The sequence below is a fragment of the Acidimicrobiales bacterium genome, assembly GCA_040219515.1.
Classification (GTDB): domain Bacteria; phylum Actinomycetota; class Acidimicrobiia; order Acidimicrobiales; family Aldehydirespiratoraceae; genus JAJRXC01.
The window spans coordinates 60,783-81,668 of record JAVJSI010000005.1; the positions used below are offsets into that span (position 1 = coordinate 60,783).

The 20,886-nt window shown below is 70.0% G+C and carries 14 protein-coding genes; 7 read left to right on the top strand and 7 right to left on the bottom strand.

What is annotated here, in order from left to right:
* Positions 1-8: 8 nt before the first annotated feature.
* The 4 genes from RIB98_02820 to RIB98_02835 are packed head-to-tail and all read left to right on the top strand — an operon-like array spanning position 9 to position 4,839.
* A complete protein-coding gene (locus RIB98_02820) occupies positions 9-770 on the top strand; it encodes an SDR family NAD(P)-dependent oxidoreductase (protein MEQ8839886.1) in 762 nt (253 codons plus the stop codon).
* Complete coding sequence (galK, locus tag RIB98_02825; protein MEQ8839887.1) at positions 758-1,900, top strand: galactokinase; 1,143 nt, start codon at positions 758-760, stop codon at positions 1,898-1,900. The genes RIB98_02820 and galK overlap by 13 nt, the downstream gene beginning before the upstream one ends.
* Positions 1,897-3,228 carry an alpha-glucosidase/alpha-galactosidase gene (locus tag RIB98_02830; GenBank protein MEQ8839888.1) on the top strand — a complete coding sequence of 444 codons (1,332 nt, stop codon included), beginning with the start codon at positions 1,897-1,899 and terminating at the stop codon, positions 3,226-3,228. The genes galK and RIB98_02830 overlap by 4 nt, the downstream gene beginning before the upstream one ends.
* A gap of 48 nt (positions 3,229-3,276) precedes the next feature.
* Positions 3,277-4,839, top strand: a complete 1,563-nt coding sequence (locus RIB98_02835) for an acyl-CoA synthetase (GenBank protein MEQ8839889.1) — start codon at positions 3,277-3,279, stop codon at positions 4,837-4,839.
* A gap of 105 nt (positions 4,840-4,944) precedes the next feature.
* On the opposite strand, the gene RIB98_02840 is transcribed toward RIB98_02835, so the two are convergent.
* The 3 genes from RIB98_02840 to RIB98_02850 are packed head-to-tail and all read right to left on the bottom strand — an operon-like array spanning position 4,945 to position 8,171.
* Complete coding sequence (locus tag RIB98_02840; GenBank protein MEQ8839890.1) at positions 4,945-5,262, bottom strand: hypothetical protein; 318 nt, start codon at positions 5,260-5,262, stop codon at positions 4,945-4,947.
* Entirely contained in the window at positions 5,259-6,812 is a 1,554-nt protein-coding gene (locus tag RIB98_02845) for an S-layer homology domain-containing protein (protein ID MEQ8839891.1), read from the bottom strand. The genes RIB98_02840 and RIB98_02845 overlap by 4 nt, the downstream gene beginning before the upstream one ends.
* 39 nt (positions 6,813-6,851) lie before the next feature.
* Positions 6,852-8,171: a cytochrome P450 gene (locus RIB98_02850; protein MEQ8839892.1), complete on the bottom strand. Its 1,320-nt coding sequence runs from the start codon at positions 8,169-8,171 to the stop codon at positions 6,852-6,854.
* Positions 8,172-8,233: 62 nt separating this feature from the next.
* On the opposite strand from RIB98_02850, the gene RIB98_02855 reads away from it, so the two are divergent.
* The gene (locus tag RIB98_02855; protein ID MEQ8839893.1) at positions 8,234-8,779 is read left to right on the top strand and encodes a MarR family transcriptional regulator; all 546 of its coding nucleotides are present in this window, start codon (positions 8,234-8,236) and stop codon (positions 8,777-8,779) included.
* Positions 8,780-8,803: 24 nt separating this feature from the next.
* Here the strand turns inward: RIB98_02855 and RIB98_02860 are convergent, their stop codons facing one another.
* Complete coding sequence (locus tag RIB98_02860; protein MEQ8839894.1) at positions 8,804-12,385, bottom strand: UvrD-helicase domain-containing protein; 3,582 nt, start codon at positions 12,383-12,385, stop codon at positions 8,804-8,806.
* Positions 12,382-15,609 (bottom strand): PD-(D/E)XK nuclease family protein, encoded by a 3,228-nt coding sequence (locus tag RIB98_02865; protein ID MEQ8839895.1) that lies wholly within the window; start codon positions 15,607-15,609, stop codon positions 12,382-12,384. Before RIB98_02865 ends, RIB98_02860 begins: the two co-directional genes overlap by 4 nt.
* Positions 15,610-15,691: 82 nt before the next feature.
* Here RIB98_02865 and RIB98_02870 point away from each other — a divergent pair, with 82 nt between their 5' ends.
* Positions 15,692-16,918, top strand: a complete 1,227-nt coding sequence (locus tag RIB98_02870; GenBank protein MEQ8839896.1) for an MFS transporter — start codon at positions 15,692-15,694, stop codon at positions 16,916-16,918.
* Between the two features lie 22 nt (positions 16,919-16,940).
* On the opposite strand, the gene RIB98_02875 is transcribed toward RIB98_02870, so the two are convergent.
* Positions 16,941-19,532, bottom strand: a complete 2,592-nt coding sequence (locus RIB98_02875; GenBank protein MEQ8839897.1) for a penicillin acylase family protein — start codon at positions 19,530-19,532, stop codon at positions 16,941-16,943.
* A 49-nt stretch (positions 19,533-19,581) separates the two neighbouring features.
* Between RIB98_02875 and RIB98_02880 the strand changes: the two genes are divergently transcribed.
* Positions 19,582-19,974 (top strand): hypothetical protein, encoded by a 393-nt coding sequence (locus RIB98_02880; GenBank protein ID MEQ8839898.1) that lies wholly within the window; start codon positions 19,582-19,584, stop codon positions 19,972-19,974.
* A gap of 3 nt (positions 19,975-19,977) precedes the next feature.
* On the opposite strand, the gene RIB98_02885 is transcribed toward RIB98_02880, so the two are convergent.
* Positions 19,978-20,832 (bottom strand): DUF3097 family protein, encoded by an 855-nt coding sequence (locus RIB98_02885; GenBank protein MEQ8839899.1) that lies wholly within the window; start codon positions 20,830-20,832, stop codon positions 19,978-19,980.
* Positions 20,833-20,886: the final 54 nt, after the last annotated feature.

Consider the following 20,886-nt stretch of genomic DNA (forward strand, 5'->3'; position numbering starts at 1 on the left):
TCCGGGGCATGACTCGAAACGCGCCCTCGCCCACCACCGCCGTTGTCGTCACGGGGGGCGCCTCCGGCATCGGCCGGGCGTGCGCCGACGCCGTCGCCGCCGACGGGCGCCCGGTGGCGATCTGGGATCTCCAAGGTGATGCGGCGACCGGAGCGGCGGACGAGATCGCGTCCGAGCACGGTGTGGCCACGATCGGTCTGGGCATCGACGTCACCCGGACGGACCTGCTGGCCGGTGCTGCCGCCGACGCAGTCGCGGCCGTGGGTCCGTTGGGCGGATTCGTCCACGCCGCGGGGGTGGTCAGCGCGGACGTGATCGGTGCGCTCGATCACGACGCCTGGGACAGGGTCGTCGACGTGAACCTGACCGCCCACGCCATGCTCAGCCAGGCGCTGCTGCCCCACCTGCGGGAGGCCGGCCAGGGTTCGGCCATCGTCGGCATCTCCTCGATCGAAGGCATCATCGGCCACGCGTTCATCCCGGCCTACTGCGCGTCGAAGGCCGGACTGCTCGGACTGACGCGGTCGATGGCCGCCCAGCTGGCCCCTGACGGCATCCGGGTCAACGCGGTCTGCCCCGGCTACATCGACACACCGTTGCTCCCGCAGGGTGACGGGATGACCGAGGTGTACACGGCAGGACAGCCCATGGGCCGCCTCGGGCGGCCCGAGGAGGTTGCCACGGCGGTGCGTTTCCTCCTGTCCGACGAGGCCTCGTTCATCACCGGCACCCAGCTGGTGATCGACGGCGGCTCTACATGCGTGGACTGAACGCGTCGGCGCGGGCGACAGCAGCCCATCGTGCGCGGTGGGGGCCACCGACGCTGGTGGTTCGGGCCCCGGGGCGCGTCAACCTGATCGGCGAGCACACGGACTACAACGACGGTTTCGTGCTGCCGATGGCGCTTCCGTTCGACACCGTCATTGCCGTGAGCGCGGCGCCGGATGGTCGTTCGGTGTTGTCGTCGGAAGGCTTCGGCGACGCAGTCATCGGTGCGCCGGTGGGGTCGCCACCGTGGGCCGCGCACGTGCAGTCGATGGTCGACATCCTGGCATCCGACGGCGTGGCCGCGCCGCCGTGGCGGGGGACGGTGGCGAGCGACATTCCCGCCGGGGCGGGCCTGTCGTCGTCGGCGGCGATCGAGGTGGCGGTCGGCTGGGTGGTGGCCACGTTGGCCGGTCGCGAGGTCGATCCCGTTGCGGTCGCCCGCTACGGGCAAGAAGCCGAGAGCCGGTTGCTCGGCGCGCCGACGGGGTTGATGGATCAGCTGGCCTCGGCGGGGGCGGTCGCCGGGTCGGCCCAGCTCATCGACTGCCGTTCCTACGAGCGCCGGTCGGTGCGGCTCCCGAGCGATGCCGGCTTCGTGGTGATGGACACCTCGACCCGCCGCCGTCTCGCCGGCTCCGAGTTCGCGACCCGCATGGCGACGTGTCGGCGAGCCGCGGAGCTCCTCGGCGTGGCTGCGCTTCGCGATGCCACGGCCGACGACGTTGCGACGTTGCAGGGCGCGCACGACCTCGAGTGGCGTCGGGCGACGCACGTGGTGGCCGAGAACGAGCGTACGGTCGCCGCCGCAGCGGCCATGGACGCCGACGACGCCACGACCCTGGGCCGGTTGATGACCGAGAGCCATCGCAGTCTTCGAGATCTCTTCGAGGTCTCGAGTGAGGCGCTGGACGCGATCGTGGATGCGGCGTCGAGCGCACCCGGGTGCTTCGGTGCCCGCATGACGGGCGGCGGGTTCGCCGGTTGTGCCGTGGCGCTGGTCGCCGCCGACAGGGTCGATTCGTTCCGGGCCGAGGTCGCGGCGGGATTCGAGCAGGCCACCGGCAAGACGGCCACGATGTGGGTGTGTGACGCTGGTCCGGGTGCCGGCATCGAGTTCCAGGAGGCGCCATGACCAAGATCTGTTTCGTCGGTGCGGGCAGCACCGTGTTCGCCAAGAACCTGCTCGGCGACATCCTGTCCTTCCCCGAGCTGGCTTCGGCTACGATCGCCCTGCACGACATCGACGCCGACCGGCTCGCGACGTCGACACTCGTGGCGAGACGAATCGCGCAGACCCTCGACGTCGAACCCGTCATCGAGGCGACGACCGATCGGCGGCGCGCTCTCGCCGACGCCGACTACGTGATCACGATGTTCCAGGTGGGCGGCTACGAACCGGCCACGGTCACCGACTTCGAGATCCCCGGTCGGTACGGGCTGCGCCAGACCATCGCCGACACCCTGGGCATCGGTGGGATCATGCGGGGACTGCGCACCATTCCGGTCCTCCTCGACATCTGTCGCGACATGGAGGAGGTCAGTGGCGACGCGACGCTGCTCAACTACGTGAACCCGATGGCCATGCTGTGCTGGGCCGTCGACCGGGCGACCACGATCGACACCGTCGGCCTCTGCCACAGCGTGCAGGGGACCGCGGCCCAACTGGCCGACGACCTGGCGATCCCGATCGACGAGATCCGCTATCGATGCGCCGGCATCAACCACATGGCCTTCTATCTCGAGTTCGAGCGCGAGACGGCCGACGGCCGGATCGACCTCACGCCGGCCATCGCGGCGAGGGCGCAGGGCGAGATGCCGAAGCGCCACGGGTACCTGTCCGATGCGGTCCGCTACGAGATGTTCCGACGTCTCGGCTACTTCGTGACCGAGTCGAGCGAACACTTCGCCGAGTACGTGCCGTGGTTCATCAAGGACGGGCGGGACGACCTGCTCAACCGGTTCGGGGTGCCGCTCGACGAGTACCCCCGTCGCTGCGAGTACCAGATCGAGCGCTGGGAGACCGAACGGGCTCGGCTCGAGGACCCGTCGCAGCCGCTCGAGGTGCAACGCAGTCCCGAGTACGGCTCGGAGATCATCCACAGCATGGAGACGGGCACCCCCCGGGTGATCTACGGCAATGTCCCCAACCGGGGGCTGATCTCCAACCTGCCCGACGGCTGCTGCGTCGAGGTGCCCTGTCTGGTCGACGCCAACGGTGTGCAGCCGACGGTGGTCGGCGAGCTGCCGCCGCAGCTCGCGGCGATGATGCAGACGAACATCAACGTGCAGTCGCTGACCGTCGAAGCCGTGCTCACCGGCCGCCGAGACCATGTGGTCCACGCCGCGATGCTCGATCCGCACACCGCCGCGGAGCTCGACCTCGACCAGATCGAGTCGTTGGTCGACGAACTCATCACCGCCCACGGCGACCTCATCCCTCCGGCCCTTCGTCTCCCGTAGTCGGCGGCGGATTGGACCTCGGGGGGTCGGAACACGGATCATCTGCGCATGGCCAACACTGATGTCACCGGATTCTGGAAGATCGCGGAAGCCGATCCCGACCATCTCGCGATCGTCGACCCCGACCACAACCAGATGACCTACGGGGAGCTCTACGAGCTCACCAACAAGATCGTGCACGGCCTGCGGGCCCTCGGACTCGAGAAGGGCGATCAGGTCACCACCGTGCTGCCGAACTCGTTCGAGCAGGTGGCGATCTGTCTCGCTGCCTACCAGGGCGGCTTCTATCTGACGACCGTGAACTGGCACCTCGTCGGCCCGGAGATCTCCTACATCGTCAACGACTCCGAGACCAAGGCATTGATCGTCTCGGACCGGTTCGCGGACGAGGCCGTGCGGGTGCTCGAGGACTGCGTCACCCCCGAGGCCAACCGGTTCTCCGTCGGCGAGGTCGCGGGGTTCCGTGCGTTCGACGAGCTGATCGCGGGGCAGCCGACGACCCGCCCGGACGACCTGCAGACCGGCTCGTACATGTTCTACACATCCGGGACGACCGGACGGCCGAAGGGTGTTCGCCGCGGGCTCGTGGAAGGTCACCCCGATGAGACCGCCGCCACCGCCGGTGGGCTGTTCATGCTCTTCGGCACGATGCCGCACGACGACCATGTGCAGATCACCCAGGCGCCGACCTACCACACGGCGGTGAACAACTGGACCACGATGGCGCTGCACGTCGGCCACACCGTGGTGCTCATGGATCGCTGGACCCCCGAGGGCCTGCTCGAGCGGATCGAGCGCTACAAGGTCACCCACTCGCACATGGTGCCGACGATGTTCAACCGTCTCCTCCAGCTGCCCGACGAGGTGCGGCTCAAGTACGACGTGTCCTCGCTGCGGTCGATGGTCCACGCGGCGGCCCCGTGCCCGGTCGAGACGAAGCGCAAGATGATCGAGTGGTGGGGCGACACCATCTGGGAGTACTACGCCGCCACCGAGGGCGGCGGCACCTACGTGAGCGCGGCCGAGTGGTTGACCAAGCCCGGCACGGTCGGCAAGCCCTGGCCGGGCGCCGAGGTGATCGTCGTCGACGAGGACGGCAACGACCTGCCGACCTTCCAATCGGGCACCGTCTACATGAAGATGCCGGGCAACGCCTTCGAGTACAAGGGCGACAAGGACAAGACCGAGAAGTCCCGTTTGCGCGGGTTCTTCACCGTGGGCGACATCGGCTACCTCGACGACGACGGCTTCCTGTTCCTCAACGATCGGGCCAACGACATGATCATCGCCGGCGGCGTCAACATCTATCCGGCCGAGATCGAGGGTGCCCTCGTGCAGCACGAGGCCGTCGGCGATGTCGCCGTCTTCGGCATTCCCAACGAGGACACGGGGGAGGAGATCAAGGCGGTCATCGAGTTGCGCGAGGGCTGGGAGCCCACCGACGAGACCACCGAGACCATCATGGAGTGGCTGCGCGGCCAGGTCGCCAAGCAGAAGCTGCCCCGCTCGATCGACTACACGACCGAGATGCCCCGCGACCCCAACGGCAAGCTCTACAAGCGCCGCCTCAAGGACCCCTACTGGGAAGGCCGCGACGGCAACATCATCTGACCGTTGCACTTGGGGTCAGACCCCCGTTGCATTCGGAGTCTGCGCCCGCAGGAGGTCGGACAGCAGATGGGACGGGGGTCTGACCCCGGTGTCCCAACTGGGGGGCTATTCGGCGGTGGGGTCTGTTTCGTGGATCCAGGCGGACAGGGTCTCAGCTCGCACGCGGCGGTAGCCGGAGCCGAGGTGTGCATCGAGGTCGCGCCAGTGACGGTCGAGTCGATCCGAGGTGAGGACGGCGACGCTGATCACGGGTGCGTCGGGATCGAGCGTCAGGCCGGGTTGGCCCGCGGCCGGACCGAAGCCGATGGTGTACTCCCAGCCGGAGACGGTCGCCTCGGACCATTCGCCGGCGATCGACCGGACCAGCCAGTGCTCGGCGCCACCGGGGGCGAGTGGTCCCCAGAGCGCGAGACGTTCGATCATGCGCACACCCGTTGGCCGGCCAGCGGGGCGGCCTCGCCGCCGTTGATGCGGCGAAGTCGTTCGAGATCACCGACGGCCAGCGCCGCGCCGGCATCGGACCACGCCTGTCCTCGACCGGCCTGGATGCAGCGGACGTCGTCGACCTCGCGAGGTGCGGGTTCGCCGAGCGTGAGCTGCGCATTGACCTTCCTCGCGATTGCCTCGACCAGTGCGATCCCGCTCGTCTCGTCGGCGCTTCCTTCGGTCAGGATGGTCATCGCGAAGCTGCCACCGTCGGGGGTGCGGACGACGCCGGTGGTTCCGAGTCGCCAGCCTCGACCGCTCATCGGGTAGAAGCCGTTCTTGAGGGCGAACTCGTGGTCGGCCGGCAAGCCTGCGCTGACACCCCAGGACTGGGCGACCGACACCGTGCTCATCCACGCCCAGGCCTGCGCCACGTGGGCGTCATCGAGGGGACCGCCGCCGATCAGGAGCTGCTCCACGAGTCGGGTGCGGTCCGCCGCGGTCGACACCGTGGCGCCGTAGTGCGCGGTGTGGGAGGTGCCGGTCAGACCGAACCGTTGATCGAGGCGCTCCATTCCGGCCGCCCCGCCGAGGGCGACATACAGGTTCGAGGTCGGCGGCGAGTTGTGGCTGTAGTGCATCATCAGTTCGACACGCGCCGCGTCGTCGGCCGACACGGCGACACCGCGATCCTGCGCGTCGAGCAACACCCCGGCGAGCACCTGGGCCTTGATCACGCTGGCGGTGGTGATCGCCAGTCCCGGGTCGAGTTCGTAGGTGCAGTCGGTTCGGTGGTCGTGGACATGGGCGGTGACCGGGCGGCCGGCCGCGAGAGCGTCGATCTCGGCGATCGCGGCGGCGTTGAAGACGGCGGCGCAGGTGCCGGTCTCGACGAGGCAGTCGACGGGATCGGGCTCGGGGAGCCCGGTCGGCGGTGCGGGTTCGCTCTGCCAGCGCCAGAGGAACGTGACCAGCTCGCCTCTCGTGACCGGATCGTCGGGCGCGAACGTGGTGGCGGAGCGACCGGTGGTGAGGCCGACCGACCACAGCCAGGCGACGGGGTCACGTTGCCAATCGATGACCACGTCGACGAACCCGTGATCGGCGCCGACCACTGGGCTGCCCTCGAGTCGCCACAGGAAGGTGGCGATCATCGCCCGAGTGGCCGGCTCGTCCGGGCTGAACTCGGAGGGCGACGTGCCCGTGGTGATGCCCGTGGTCGCCATCCATGCCACCGGCACCTGCTGCCAGGTGGCGGTCACGTCGCTGAACCCGTGGACGGGCGCATCGGCTGTCGGGGCGATGAGACGTTGGAGCATGGCCGCAACCTCGGCCCGGGTGGCAGACCGGTCGGGGGCGAAGCAGGCGCTCGTCACGCCGTTCACGACACCGGAGGACCTCGCCCAGCCCACGGCCGAGGCATAGAAGCGACCCGGGTCGACGTCGGCGAATCGGGTGCCGGCGGTGTCGCCCTCGGTGGCTCCGGCGCTCGTCGAGGACGCGATGAGCGCCAGAGTGGCGACGAGGATCGTGGCGACGCGACGCATCGCCCGCCGACACTAGCGGCGCCGGGCCGGTCGCTCGCCCTACAGCAGCGCGGGGCTCGGGGTGAACGCGACCGGTAGGTGCTTGATGCCGTCGACCAGGTTCATCCGGAGCCGTTGGGCCGGGCCGGTGGGATGGATGTCGGGGCAGCGTTTCGCCAGCTCTTGGAAGATGATCTTGATCTCGAGCCGGGCCAGGTTGGCGCCGAGGCAGAAGTGGGCGCCGCCCGCACCGAAGGCCATGTGGTGGTTCGGGGTGCGGCCGATGTCGAACCGGTGCGCGTCGGGTCCGAACTCGGCCTCGTCGCGGTTGCCCGACGGGTACCAGAGAAGGACCTTGTCGCCGGCCTGGATCTCGACATCGCCGAGCATGGTGGTCTCGGTGGCGGTGCGGCGGAAGAAGTTGACCGGACTCGTGAAGCGCAGCACCTCGTCGACCATCGTGTCGGCCAGGTCCGGGTTGGCGAGCCAACGTTCCCACTGCTCGGGGTGATCGAAGAACGCCATCATTCCCTTGGAGATCGAGTTCCGCGTCGTCTCGTTGCCGGCGATGATCAACAAGGTGAAGAAGAGATCTCGTTCGATCTCGGACAGCTCGTGGCGGCTGCCGTCCTCCATCGTGACGACGGCCTCGGTCAGGCGCGTCCACAGATCGTCGCCCGGCTCGGACCGTTTGCGGTCGGTGAGCTGATGGGCGTACATCGCCATCTCGATCATGGCGGATTCGGAGTCGTTGAAGTCGCCCTCGCCGGGTTCTGCTTTGCGGGTCTGGTACTCCTCGTCGCTGCCGCCGACGGTGCGATTGCTCCAGTCGAGCAGCTTGTCGCGGTCTTCCTGGGGAACGCCGACGATCTCGGCGATGGCCATCAGCGGTAGTTCGGCGGCGATCGACGTGACGAAGTCGCACTCGCCGTTCGGGGTCACCGCGTCGAGCAGCGCAGTGGTGCGCAGGCGGAACGCATCCTCGAGTCGTCGTACCATCCGCGGGGTGAAGCCGCCGTTGACGAGCTTGCGATAGGTGGTGTGCTGCGGCGGATCCGTCATCACCATCTGGAGACCGGGTCCGCGCTGGGCGTCGAGATCCGTCAGTGCGATACCGCCGGCACCGTCGCGGCCGGGGCCGGTCTGGTGGCTGAACAGGGTGCCGCTGCGGTGGACCTGGGTGATGAGTTCGAAGGACGTCACGTTCCAGAACGGTTCGTTGCCGGCGGCCTCGGTCGCCTTGTTCTTCCACACGGGCGCGTGGGCCCGCAGATAGTCGAACCAGTCGTGGGGGCAGCGGTCGGCGAAGACGTCGAGATCGCTGAGGTCGATGTCGTCGGGGTCGACGGTGGACGCGGCGTCGGAGTTGGTGAGAGTCACGAACCGAAAATTAGCTTCCTGAGAAGGAATGTCAACCCGTCGGGACGTTAACCTGCGGAATCGTGACCAGAACTGCGCCGGATGACGACCAGCCCGAAGCGGAAGTGGGCACCGGATCGGACTCCACGCTCGGCCATCTCGAAGCGCTGGTCGACCCCAAACACTGGACGACGATCGAAGTACTGGTCTGGGTATTCCGTACGGGCCGCCAGATCGAGGCGTGGTTGGCCGACACCCTTGCCGCCGAGGGGCTCGACACGTCCGAGTTCGCGGCGCTGAATGCCCTCTGGATGAGCGGTGCCCCACATCGGCTCTCCGCCGGCGAGATCGCCGACAGTCTCGTCCAGACCAGCGGTGGGACGACGAAGACCATCCGGCGCCTGGAGGACCGAGGGCTCGTGCGACGCATCGCGGATCCCTCGGACGGGCGCCGCTCGCTCGTCGAACTGTCGGCCACCGGTCTCGAGACGGCTCGCAACGCCTTGGACCACGTGCTCGATGCGTTCGATCTCGACATCGGTGATCTCGACGCCGCCGAACGTTCGGAGCTGGGCGAGCGACTGGCGCGGATCAGCGGGGAACTCGGCGACCGGCTCCGTCGCCGCTGACGGCCGGTCGCGGCGCGACCGGCTTCAGTTCGAGTCGGCGGTGGCGATGACGGTCGATGTCTGCGCCAGCTCTGCGGCACGGGTGTGGACTTCCTCGATCGCCGAGCGGAGGTCGGGCAGTTCGGCTTCGGTGGCACCGTCCTCACGGAGGAAGGCGAAGGTCACCCGGCTGACGCTCTCGCCGGTGGCGGCCTCGACGGCGGCTGCGTAACTCGCCCCTTGCAGGCGGTAGCGCTCGAGCTTCTCGGCGATGGCCCCGTCGTGGTCCCCGACATGATCCGTCTTCCAGTCGACGATCACGAGACCGTCGTCGCTGCGGTAGAGGAGGTCGATGTAGCCCTCGATGAGGAAGTCGCCACGCTCGCCGAGTGGCGCAGCAACCCAGAGCTCGCGCCAGTGCTCGCGGGTGGCGGCCGCACCGGCGGCGTCGGTTGCCAGCCCGGATCGAGCGAGACGGGCCACGACCTCGGTGCGGTTCGTGACGCCCTCGGCCATCGCCTGGGCCCGCGCCGCGTCGTCGATCTCGCCGCCGCCGGCGAGGTCGACGACCTGGAGGACGCCGTGGACGGCCCGTCCGATCGCCGTGCCGTAGCGCCCCTTCTGCCACGGCGGGAGGTCGAGGTCACGGGGCCGTTTGTCGAGGCCGGGGTCGGCCGGGAGCAGTCCCGGCACCGGTCCCGGATCGGTCGGGTCCACACCCGGATCGTCCGGGTGGGCGGGCGTGGACGGTTGCCGATGCGCCGGTTCGGAGGTGGACTCGGCGGCGAGGGTGGTGGCGGCGATGACCGACCGGCGCCCGGCGGCGGCGAGGGCGGCCTGCCGCTCGGCGGCCCATTCGTCGCGGGGCGGCAGCGGTGCCGGGGAGGGGCGGGGGTTGGCCGGCACGCTGGCCGGTGGGGCTTCGTAGACGACGCCGGCCGTCGATGCCAGGCCGGGCCCGGCGACGACGCTGGCGCTCGTGGTGCGGGTGGTGTCGGCCAGCCGGTGGAGGCACACCACGAGATGGTCGCGGGCGCGGGTGGCCGCGACGTACATGAGTCGAAGTCGCTCGTGTTCGTCCATCTGTTCGTCGACGGGCTGCCATGCGTCGTAGCCCTCGGAGGTGACCTTGCTCGACAGACGCAGCACGGGATCGGCCGGTCGTCCCCCGGCGCCGGGCGGAAACGAGATCGACGGTCCCATCGGCGGTCGGGTGATCCGGGTGGTCATGCCGCCCAGCACCGTGATCGGGAACTCCAGGCCCTTGGCGCCGTGGATGGTCATGACGCGGACCGAGTCGTCGTCGGTCTCGGGGAGCACGGTCTCGCTCACGCGTGCGTTGTCGGCCCCTTGCAAGCGGGCCCACTCGAGATAGGCGCGCAGGTCGCGGCCGCCGGCATCGGTCCAGGCTCGCGCCTGGTCGACGACGAATCGGAGGCGCCGCCAGACATCGCGGGGAGCCCCGGTGGCGACGGCGGTTTCGAGCACCCCGCGCTCGCGCACGAGTCGGTCGAGTAGCTCTGCCGGGTTCGACCACAGGCGCGCCTCGTGCAGCGCGGCCAGGTGGGTGAGACCGTCGCCGACGGGGTGGCCGTCGGCGCCCGCCGGGCGGTCGTGGCGAAGCGAGAATCGTCCCCCGAGGCCGAGTCGCCAGTGGGCGAGATCGTCGTCGCCGCAGCCGTAGACGAACGACCGCAGGGCGGCCACGGTGGCCAGCTCGTCGGTGGGATCGGCCACTGCCCGCAGGGCCAGCATCAGCTCGCGCACTTCGCGAGTGGCATAGACGAGCGAGCTGGTCTCGGCCCGATAGGGGATGTGGAGACGGTCGAGGGCCCGTTCGAGGAAGGGCAGGCTCGTGCGAGCCGGGAGCAGGATGCACACATCGCTCGGCTCGGCGTCGCGCCAGCCACCGGCACCATCGTTGGCCCGATCGTCATGGACCTGCCACGGAGTGGTGCCGTGGAGGGCCGCCGCGACGGTGGCGGCGATGTCGCGCGTCTCGGCCTCGCGGAGGCCGTCGGCGTTGAGCTTGGTGCCGATCGCCTCGGCACCGAGGAGCGCGACGCCGGGGCCCGTCGGCGCCGCATCGCGGCGATGGGCGGTGAGCGCCGCGTACTCGGGCTGGCTGCCGGGGTCGGCCTGGATGAGCACGGAGAAGACGTCGTTGATCCACTCGATGACCGGGGAGACGGTGCGGAAGTTGACGGTGAGCCGAGGGCCATCGGGAAAGCGGTCTCGGGCGGCGAGGTAGACACCGATGTCGGCTCGCCGGAAGCGATAGATCGACTGCTTCGGGTCGCCCACCAGGAAGAGACGGCCCGGCTCGATGCCGAGCTCGGCCCACGCAGTCGGCTCGTCATCGTCGCGGGGTTCGCGGGCGGCGATGAGGGCAGCCAGCTCGATCTGGATCGGGTCGGTGTCCTGGAACTCGTCGAGCAGGAGCCGCACATAGCGTGTTCTCAGCGAGCGACGGACCTCGGCCCCGTGTTCGGGCGAGCGCAGGACACGCCGGGCGTGCACCAACAGGTCGTGGAACTCGAGCCGCCCGGTCGTCTGACGTTCGGTCGCCATCGTGACGACGAAATCGCCGAGCCGTCCGGCGAGGTGGGCCAGCGCGCCTCGGGTGACCACGGCGACGGCGGCATCGCAGTCCTTGGCGAGCTGCTTGATCGCGTCCTTCACCTCGGGAACGGGAAGGGCCCAGTTGGCGGCCTTGCCTCCGCCGCCCGGACCGATCTTCTCGCCGCTCGGTCCCTTCTCGCCCATGTTCGACGCGATGGCCATCTGATCGATCTCGTCGAGACCGGCCGCGAGCCTGGCGCGGCTCTCGTGGAGGAACGTGAACTTGCGGAGGAGGACGTCGTCGTCGGCCGTGCAATGGGCGCGCAGGGCGATGACGTCGTCGAAGCGGGTCAGCAACCCGCCGAGATCGAAGGTGGGTGGCTCGGGCGCGTCGCGGTCGAGCCGCTCGGCGACGAGGTCCCAGTTGTCGGTCATCTGCAGGGCGAGCTGGCGAAGCGCGTCGAGCCGGACTCCGGCAGCCTCGAGTGCGAGGATCGACCGGCCCATCGACGGGTCGTCGAGGAGCTCGTCGAGGAATTGGTGCCACTGGGCCTCGAACTCGACCTGCGAGCCGATTTCGTCGAGCACCTCGACACCGGGCGGCAGACCCGCCTCGACGGGGTGCTCGTTGAGGATTCGCTGGGCGAACGAGTGCAGGGTGCCAACCGCCGCGCCGTCGAGTTCGGCCAACGCCACGGTGGCGAGGGCGTGGGTGTCGGCCGCATCGGGGCCAGAGCCGGCCGCCGCGAGGCGGGCGGCATCCTCGAAGCGCTGGCGTATGCGGTCGCGCAGCTCGGCGGCCGCCTTCTCGGTGAAGGTGATGGCGGCGATCGATTCGATGCCGATCCGGTCGTGGAGGACGAGAGCCTCGACGCGGTCGACGAGCGCGCGCGTCTTGCCCGAGCCGGCGCCGGCCTCGACGAACAGCGTCGACGATCGCTCGGTGCGGATCCTCACCCGGTCGGCCTCGTCGGCCGGGGGTGCGTCGCCGGGCCCCGACGCGTCGGCGGCCGGCACAGGATCGGTGGGGCCGGCGAACAGATCGAGCTGGTCGTCGTTGCTCATGCGCGAGGCCCGTTGACGGTGGTGGCTTCGGCGCCGATGCTGGCCACCGAGACCCAGGGGGCGAGGCCGGGTTCGTCGTGAACGCGGGCGAAGTCGGCGTATTGGTGTGCGGTGCCCAGACCATCGGGCTCGCAGTAGTCACAGTCGACCCACATGCGCCATCCCGGTTCGGCCGGTGCCAGCGGGAAGACACCGGCGCTGATGCCGTCGATGATCTGCTCGACGACACCGAGCGCGACGGACGCGACCTCCTCGGTGACCGGGTAGCCCACGGTGTCGAAGCCGCCCCGGCTCGTGACGAACCAGTAGGACGCGTGCACGGCCGCGTCGGGCCGTTCGAGCGCCAGCTTGGCCGCAGCCGCGTAGAGCGCGAGCTGGAGGAATCGCCCCGCCGGAGTCGGGTTGTCGCTCGTGAGGTCCTGGTAGCCGCGGCTCCTGCCGGTCTTGTAGTCGATGACGATCAGGTCCCCGGAGTGGGTCTCGTCCACCCGGTCGATCGATCCCCGGACCTGCACCGTTCGGCCCGATGGGAGCGGAATCGTCACCGGCGGAGCGGGGTGGTGCGGCATGCCGAACGGCAGCTCGGTGCGCAGAGGTGTGCTGGCGTGGGCCACCCTCTGTGTGTGATCCATCACTGCGGCCACTTCGGCGAGGTCGCGGGTCATCACCTGGCGGTCTCGGTGCCAGTAGACGGCCCGGCCGACGAGTCCCTTGCCGGCGAGGCGCTCTGCTTCCTCGGCTGCGAGTGACAGCAGTCGTGCCTGAGCTTCGGGGGGCCAGGGCGCACCATTGGTGGGCGCGGTGCCGTTCGCGAGTGCTTCGGCGATCCACTGCTCGAGCGCGTGGTGGACGAGATTGCCGAAGGTGAGGGGCGAGATGCGGTACTCCTGCTCGGGGTCTTCGACCGGGCGCACCCCGAGGATGTGGCTGACGAAGTAGGCATGCGGACACTTCGACCAGGTCTCGAGACGGGTGGCCGACGTGACGTGGTGCGGGTCGACCGGGGTGGGCAGCGTGATCCCCCGGAGATCGGCGTCGCCGCCGTGTGGGGGCTCGGCGAGGTTGCCGTCGAAGCGGGTGAACGCGCGGGACCGGCGCCCGGTGATGAGGTCGACGCCACGGCGCAACTCGACGCGTTGATCGAGGACGGGCAGCGACCGGATGGCGTCCAGACCACGGGCGTCGGCGGTGTCGAGGAGGGACCGGACATCGTATTCCTGGGCATGGCCGGGGAACTCGGCGGCCCGCAGGCCTGCGATGAACGACGGCACCTCGGTGAACCATTCGCCGGTGAGGCGTGCGAGGTCGGCGGCGGCGGGGCGCAGACCGGCGCCGTCGTGGGCCTCGACCGCGTCGAGGAGCCAGCGCGACGGCGCTCGTTCGGCACTGCGGCGGAGATCACCGCGCGGGAAGGTCATGGTGACGTGTTGGGCGGTGGCCATCACGCTGAGCAGGGCCCGATGGTCGTCGGCGACCAGATCGGCGCGGGTGGGCAGGTCGCGGCCGTCGGGCTCGTCGACGAGAACGGCGCGCACGCGATCCGGCAGCAACGGGTCGTCGCGTCGGCGACCGGGGAACGAACCCTCGGCCATCCCGACGATGGTCACCACATCGAGCTCGAGGCCGAGCGCCGTGTGGGCCGGTCCCAGGAGGACGCCATTGCCGAAAGTGCCGTGTCGGCCGATGTCGTCGGCCAGTTGGAGTTCGAGGGCCCGGCGGAAGGCGGCGACCGACGGATTGGGGTCGACACCGTCGAGGTCGCCGAGGCGGTCGATGGCGGCGTCGATGCGCTGTCCGGCGGCCTGTTCGTCGGCCGGCCACTGCTCGCGAAGGGTCTCCCCGCCGACATAGTCGCGCACGAGCCGGCGACCCCATGCGGCCAGGCCCTTCCAGCTGGCGGCCCGCCCGCCCGGGTCGAGGTCGGTGGCGAGCTGCGCCATGAACCGGGCGAGTTCACTGGCCTGGTCGGCGTCGCGGCGGAAGCGCTCGGCTCGCCAGCTCTGCTCCTCGTCGCGCTCGGCCGTGGCCGCGTCGCGTTCGAGTTCCTCGACGAGGCGGCCGAGCCGCGTCGCCCACTGTTCTGATCCTGCGATCACGCCGGCGGCCCGGCCGGCCCGTTCCCACGCCGCGACGGGTGCGGGTCGATTGTCGACCCCCCGGATGGGCGCGCCGGCGAGCCACGCCGCGACGTCGCGGCGGCTGAAGTCGTGGTCGGGCAAGGCCAGGAGCGCGAGCAACGACCGGCCCAGCAGTGAGGAGTCGGCGGTGGCGACACTGGTGCCGAACCAGTCGATGCCCGCAGCATCGAAGGCGTCGCCGAGCAGCCGGGCGTAGGGGTCGCGGGTGCCGTAGAGCACGGCGCAGCGGCCGAGTGGGGTGCCACGGCGGGCCGCATCGACGACGGCCCGCACCGCGTGGCGGACCTCGTCGTCGGCATCGCTCAACGACAGCGCCCTGTCGGCCGTGGGTGGAGGCCCGGCAGTTTCCCGCGGCGTTGGCCATGCCACGCCGAGCGCCTCGACGCTGCCGCGGACCGGGGCGTCGGCTTCGTGGTTGCCGGTGAAGCCCGCGATGATGTGCAGCGCGGTGGTGTGGCCGAACGCCCGCAGCAGCCGGAGTTGACTGGTCGTGAGACTCTGGGGGAGGAACAGGACGGCCGGCCCGAGTTCGCCCACCACGGGATGGTCGGGTCGTTCGCTGATGGCATCGACGGCGGCGGCCACCAGATCCTGCTCGTTGCTGAAGGCGGACCGGAGCCGCTCGGCCACCGCGCGGTGGACCCGCACGACATCGGCGGCCCGCGGCGAGGTGCGGGCGACGGCGGCCAAGCCGCCTGGTCCCACCTCGGACAGCGCCTTGTGGGCTCGCACGAGCGAGCGCTCGGTGGCCGGGTGGGTGTGGACCCCGGCGAAGTGTCCGGGCTCCTCGGCCAGCACGGCCCGCACGGCGCCCGCGATGACCGGAGTGGAAACGGGACGTCGACCCGTGGCCGCGACCCGTGGGGCGCCGAGGAGCTCCGCTAGCCGATACGGCGTGAGGAAGGTGACGGCGGCGATGCCGCCCTGTCGTCCGACCGCGCGACGCGCGGCGATACCCACGTAGTTGGACGGCACCAGGACGGCGACCGGTGCCAGCGCCCGTCCACCCTTCAGTTCGGCAATGGACGTGGCCAACGCGGCGTGGGCCGGGCCGCCGGGTGGGGTCGTCGCAAGGGTGATCGCCATCGGAGGCGATGGTACGCAGAGCCTGTGACGCTCGCGCCCGCCCGTCGGGCGGTCCGTCGACGGCGGGCACTAGGTTCGCCCGGTGAAGTTGCTGACGGACACGGCGCCGCTGCGGGAGTCACGAGAGTTCCGGCTGTTGTTCATCGGCCGCACGATCTCCGTCGCCGGGTCGCAGTTCACTGTCGTGGCGGCGCCGGTGCAGGTCTTCGACATCACCGACTCGACACTGATGGTCGGGCTCCTCGCCCTTGCCCAGCTGCCGCCGTTGCTGTTCGCCTCTTTCCTGGGTGGCACCTTGGCCGACGCCTTCGACCGGCGCCGGATCCTCGTCGTCACCCAACTCCTGCTCGCGGTGACCTCGGTGGGACTCGCCCTCAACGCCATGCTCGATGAACCGCGGTTGTGGGTCGTGTTCGTGCTCACCTCGGTCATCGCTGCGCTCTCGGGGATCGACAGCCCCACCCGCACTGCGGTGGTGCCGACGCTGGTGACCGCCGAGCAACTGCCGTCGGCGCTCGCCCTCAACCAGCTCAGCTATCAGGTGGCGCTGGTCGTCGGGCCGGCGGTCGCAGGCCTGGTCGTCACCCAGAGCCTCGCCGCGGCCTACTGGGTCGACGTCGTCACCTTCAGCGCGGCGCTCACCGCGCTCGTGCTGATGCTCCCGATGGTGCCGGCCGGTGGTGGCACGCCGCCCGGTTGGCGATCGGCGGTGGCGGGTTGGCGCTACCTGCGGTCACAGTCGTCGGTCGAGGGCGCGTTCGTGATCGACCTCAACGCCATGGTCTTCGGTATGCCCCGCACGCTGTTTCCCGAGATGGCCGCTCGTGTGTTCAACGCGCCCGGCGCGGTCGGGTTGCTCTACGCGGCGCCGGCCGTCGGGGCGCTGCTCGGCGCGGCCACGTCCGGCTGGATCGGACGCGTCGACCGCCAGGGCAAGGGTGTGATGGCCGCGGTGCTGCTGTGGGGCGCCGCGGTTGCGGCGTTCGGCTTCTCGCCCTGGCTGTGGCCGGCGCTGGTCTTTCTCGCTCTCGCCGGGTGGGCCGACGTGATCTCCGCGGTGATGCGCAACACGATCATCATGCTCACGGTGCCCGACGAGCTCCGGGGTCGGCTCAGCGCGCTACACATCGCCAACGTCACCGGTGGCCCGCGCCTCGGTGATGTCGAGTCCGGTGGTGTGGCCGCGGCGACGAACGTGCGAGTCTCCGCGTGGAGTGGTGGACTCGCGTGCATGGTCGGCGTCGCTCTGGTCGCCCGGTCCTATCCGAGCCTGCGCGACTGGCGTCTCTCTGACCACTCCGGCATCTGAGTCCGCGACCCTCGTTCCGGGGTCAGCCGGCCTGGGCGAACTCGATGACCTGTTGGTAGGTCGGACGGTTGGTGCTGCGGAAGTCGTCGGGGATGAGGCCCGGGGCGAACGTCGTCCGTCGTCCTTCGCGGCGCCACGCGGCCGGGTCCTCGCCCAACTCGGCGGCCAGTTCGCCGGCCCGGGCATCGATGGCGGCCCAGAGATCGGCCGCGCAGGCGTCGAGATCACCGGCCCCGCAGTACGACACCTGGAACGGCCCTTCGACGTCCTGGCCCAGCAGGGTGCGAAGGTCCTTGTCGATCAGGCTCTCCTCGTCGATGCCCTGGAGGCTGATCTCGTCGTCGAACAGCGATTGGAGCACCGGCGCGAGGGCCGCGTTCTGCAGCGGGTCCCACAGCTCGGCGGCCAGAAGGGCGCCGGGCTCGTCGTAGTCGCCGTCCTCGTCGCCGTCGAGAAGCGGGGCGTCGTCGGCGATCCAGGCATCGAGGATGTCGACGATCTCGGCCGCAAGATCCGACGGCGCGTCTCCACCGGCGAGCACCTCGGACACCACTGCCCAGACCGGTGACGCCGTGTCCTCGGTGGCGGCCCGGTTCATGATCGAGACGACGTCGGCCAGCTCGGCTTCGTCGGGCCACTGGTCGAAGAGTTCGACTCGATGGTGCGAGCCGTAGAGGTTGTTGTCGCCGTGCATGAAGCCCGGAGCCGACTGGTTGTTCCAGTTCAGCAACCGGCCGTCGGGATGCGAATCGGCGTGGGGGTGTTCGTCCTGCTCGAGGAAGCCCTGCCACTCGTAGTCGCCGTTGCCGAGGGTGGGCAGGCGACGGTCGAGACCCTCGGCCCGGACGGGCAGGAGCCCCGAGGCGAAGTAGCCGACGCTCTCGCGGTTGGCGTAGCCCCAGTTGAACGTGAACCCGAACTGGTTCGCGACCTCGTAGAACGACTCCGGCGTGTCGGCCACACCCTCGGTCATCTCCTTGAGCGCGCCCAGGTTGAGCACGTCGCGGCCGAACGTGGAACGGGCCCGGGTGAGCGCCACGGGCTCGCCGTCGGACAGGGCGGTGCCGATCACGGGACCGTGGACGGACACCGGGTAGACGAGCGGTTCGCCGGCGAGCGTGCCGGCGTCGAAGATCTCGAACGGGATGCACTCGCCCTCGAACAGATACGAACCGGACTCGCGGGTCGGCGTCGACCCATCGGGTTCGCACAGCACTTCGGCGAAGACGTCGCGCACGTCCTGGTTGGCCGACGTGAGGCTCCACGCGTAGTCGGGCGTACGGCCGATCAGGAGGTACATCGCCAGGCCCGGCACCGCCGCGCCCTGGGCCTCGAAGTCGGGTCCCTTCAGATGAACCTGCATCACGATCTCGGGGTAGTAGTAGCCGAGCTGGGGACCCATGACGGCCAGCGTGTTGCCGGTGACCGACTCGTCGGGCTCGACGGTCAGCCAGTTCGACGCCTTGATCGCCGGCGGATCATCGACCGCATCCACCGATCCGGTGTTGGCTCCACCTTCGAAGCCGATGTTGGCGACGCCGGGCGCCGCTCCGGGCTGGGGGTCGCTCGGGTCCAGCGAGATGACCGAGCCCTCGTCGATGGCCACCGACCCGACGACGTCGCCGCCGGTGAAGGTGCCGTACTCGAAGCGCTCCTCGATGGTGGTGGGCGCTTCGGGATCGTCGGTCTGCATGAGGTCTTCCCACACGGCGCGACCCTCCTCGGCGCCCAGTCGGTTCTGGAGCTGCGAGAGGAACTCGGCGTTGCGGGCCTCGCCGCCACCGCCGGCGCCGAAGATGGAGCCGATGAACGCCGTCGTCGCGATGATGTCGTTGACGGTGTAGGGCTCGGTGTCGAGGTCGTTGGCCTCGATGTACGCATTGGCGCCGTCGACGTAGGCCTCGATGTCGGCGAGGATCTCGTCGCCCTCCTCGCCGTAGGTGTCGAGCAGGGTCTGCACCTGGTCGGTCACCAGCTGCTCGGCCGCTTCGCTGGGCACGAAGGGTGTGGCGCTCTGGACGAGCGCGAACGCGTCGATGCCGGGCACGTCGGCCACGGCGACGCGGGCGGGGCCACGGCCGAAGTCGAGGAGGATGCTGCGGTCGCGCACGCTCACCCAGCCCGCCCCGAACGAGACGTCGTCCCGTGTCTCGCCGGTGATGTGGGCGATGCCGAACTCGTCGTACTCGATCGTGAGCCCGTCGCGGCCGGTCTCCTCGACGGTGGTCGCGCCGATCGGGGCGAAGTCCTGGGGAAGATAGAACTCCTCGATGTCGGCGTCGGTGACGTCGCCGCGCAGCGGGGTGAGTCCGTCGTAGAGGGCGAGCTGGTCGAGCGAGTCGTCGGAGGTGGGAATGCCACCGAAGTTGCCGGGGGGAAGGATGTAGAACGCCCGGTCCTCGCCGATCGGGCCCGGATCCTCCGCGACCTCGGTGTCGGCGTCGTCGGGGGCTCCCTCGTCAGGGTCGCCGGCGTCGCCGGGAGCGGCGTTCGTGCCGGACTCGTCGGGAGCCTCGGCGGCGGGGTCGTCGTCGCCACAGGCGGCGGCCACGAGTGCGAGCACGACGGCGAGCGCGAGCAGGCGACGGCCGAGGTGAGATCTTGTTGCTGACATGTTTCCTCCAGGGGCGCGCGGAGCATAGGAGAGCAGCGACAATGACGCCATGCCGACGACGCACGTGCTGATCGTTGACGCGATGAACGTCAGGGGCTGCGTTCCCGACGGGTGGTGGCGTGACAAGGCCGGCGCGCTGAGGCATCTCGTTGCCGCAGTAGCGGCCCATCCGTGGGCCGAGGACGACTGGGTGGTGGTGATCGCCGATGGTCGGCCCGTGCCCGACCTGGCCGCCGGTACCCGGGGCCGCACCGAGTTGCGCTTCGCCGGCCACTCCGCTCGGGACGCGGCCGACGACGACATCGTGGCGCTCGCCCATCAGCTTGCCCTCGACGCCGAACCGGTGGTGGTGGTCACCTCCGACAAGGGCCTGATCGAGCGACTGCCCGACGGCGTGGACGTCGAGGGGGCCAGGGCCTTCCGACGCCGAATTGGATTCTGAACGTCAGCCCTCGGGTGGGGCGACGAAATCGATGAGTTCTTCGACGGCGCCGAGCATCTGCGGTTCGAGGTCCGTCCACGACTCGACCTTGCCGAGAAGTTGCTTCCAGAAGGCGCCGGGCGGTCCGGCGAAGCCGAGGGCGTCGATGATGCCCTCCTTCCACGGTTGGCCCCTGGGGACCTCGGGCCAGCGGTCGATGCCGATCACCTGCGGCTTCACCGCCTGCCACACGTCGACGAACGGGTGGCCGGTGATCAACACGTTGCGGTCGTTCACCTCGGCCGCGATGCGGCTCTCCTTCGAGCCCTCGACGAGATGGTCGAGCAGGATGCCGAGGCGGCGGTTGTCGCCGGGCCGGAACCCCCGCACCCGGTCGGCGAGATCGTCGGCGCCCTCGAGCTGCTCGACGACCACACCCTCGACCCGGAGGTCGGCACCCCACACCTTCTCGACGAGTTCGGCGTCGTGGATGCCCTCGACCCAGATGCGGCTCGCCCGGGCGACGCGGGCGGGCACCGCGCCGAGATCGATCGAACCCGATGCGGTGAGACCCGGCGCCGTCGCCGTCGGGGCGGGCGGGCGCAGCACGACGGGCACCCCCTTGCCGTCGATCGCGGCACGTACCGAACCGTCGACATAGCGGACGGTGTGGTCCTTGCCGTGCCGGTCGCGCAGCACGAGACGGGGCGGTGCGAACGACACGAGCGCGCCGACGATGCCGCTGCCCCGATCCTCGAGCACGAGGCCGCGGGTTGCCTCCAGCACGGGGCGGCGGCGTTTGCGGGCCGCCTGGCTGCCGGTGGGGTCGTCGAGATCGATCATCTCGAGTGGGCGGGGGCGATCGTCGGACGGTGCCATCGTCGAGACGATAGAGCACCGGCCCTCTCGGGAGGGTGAGCAGGCCCGAGTGTG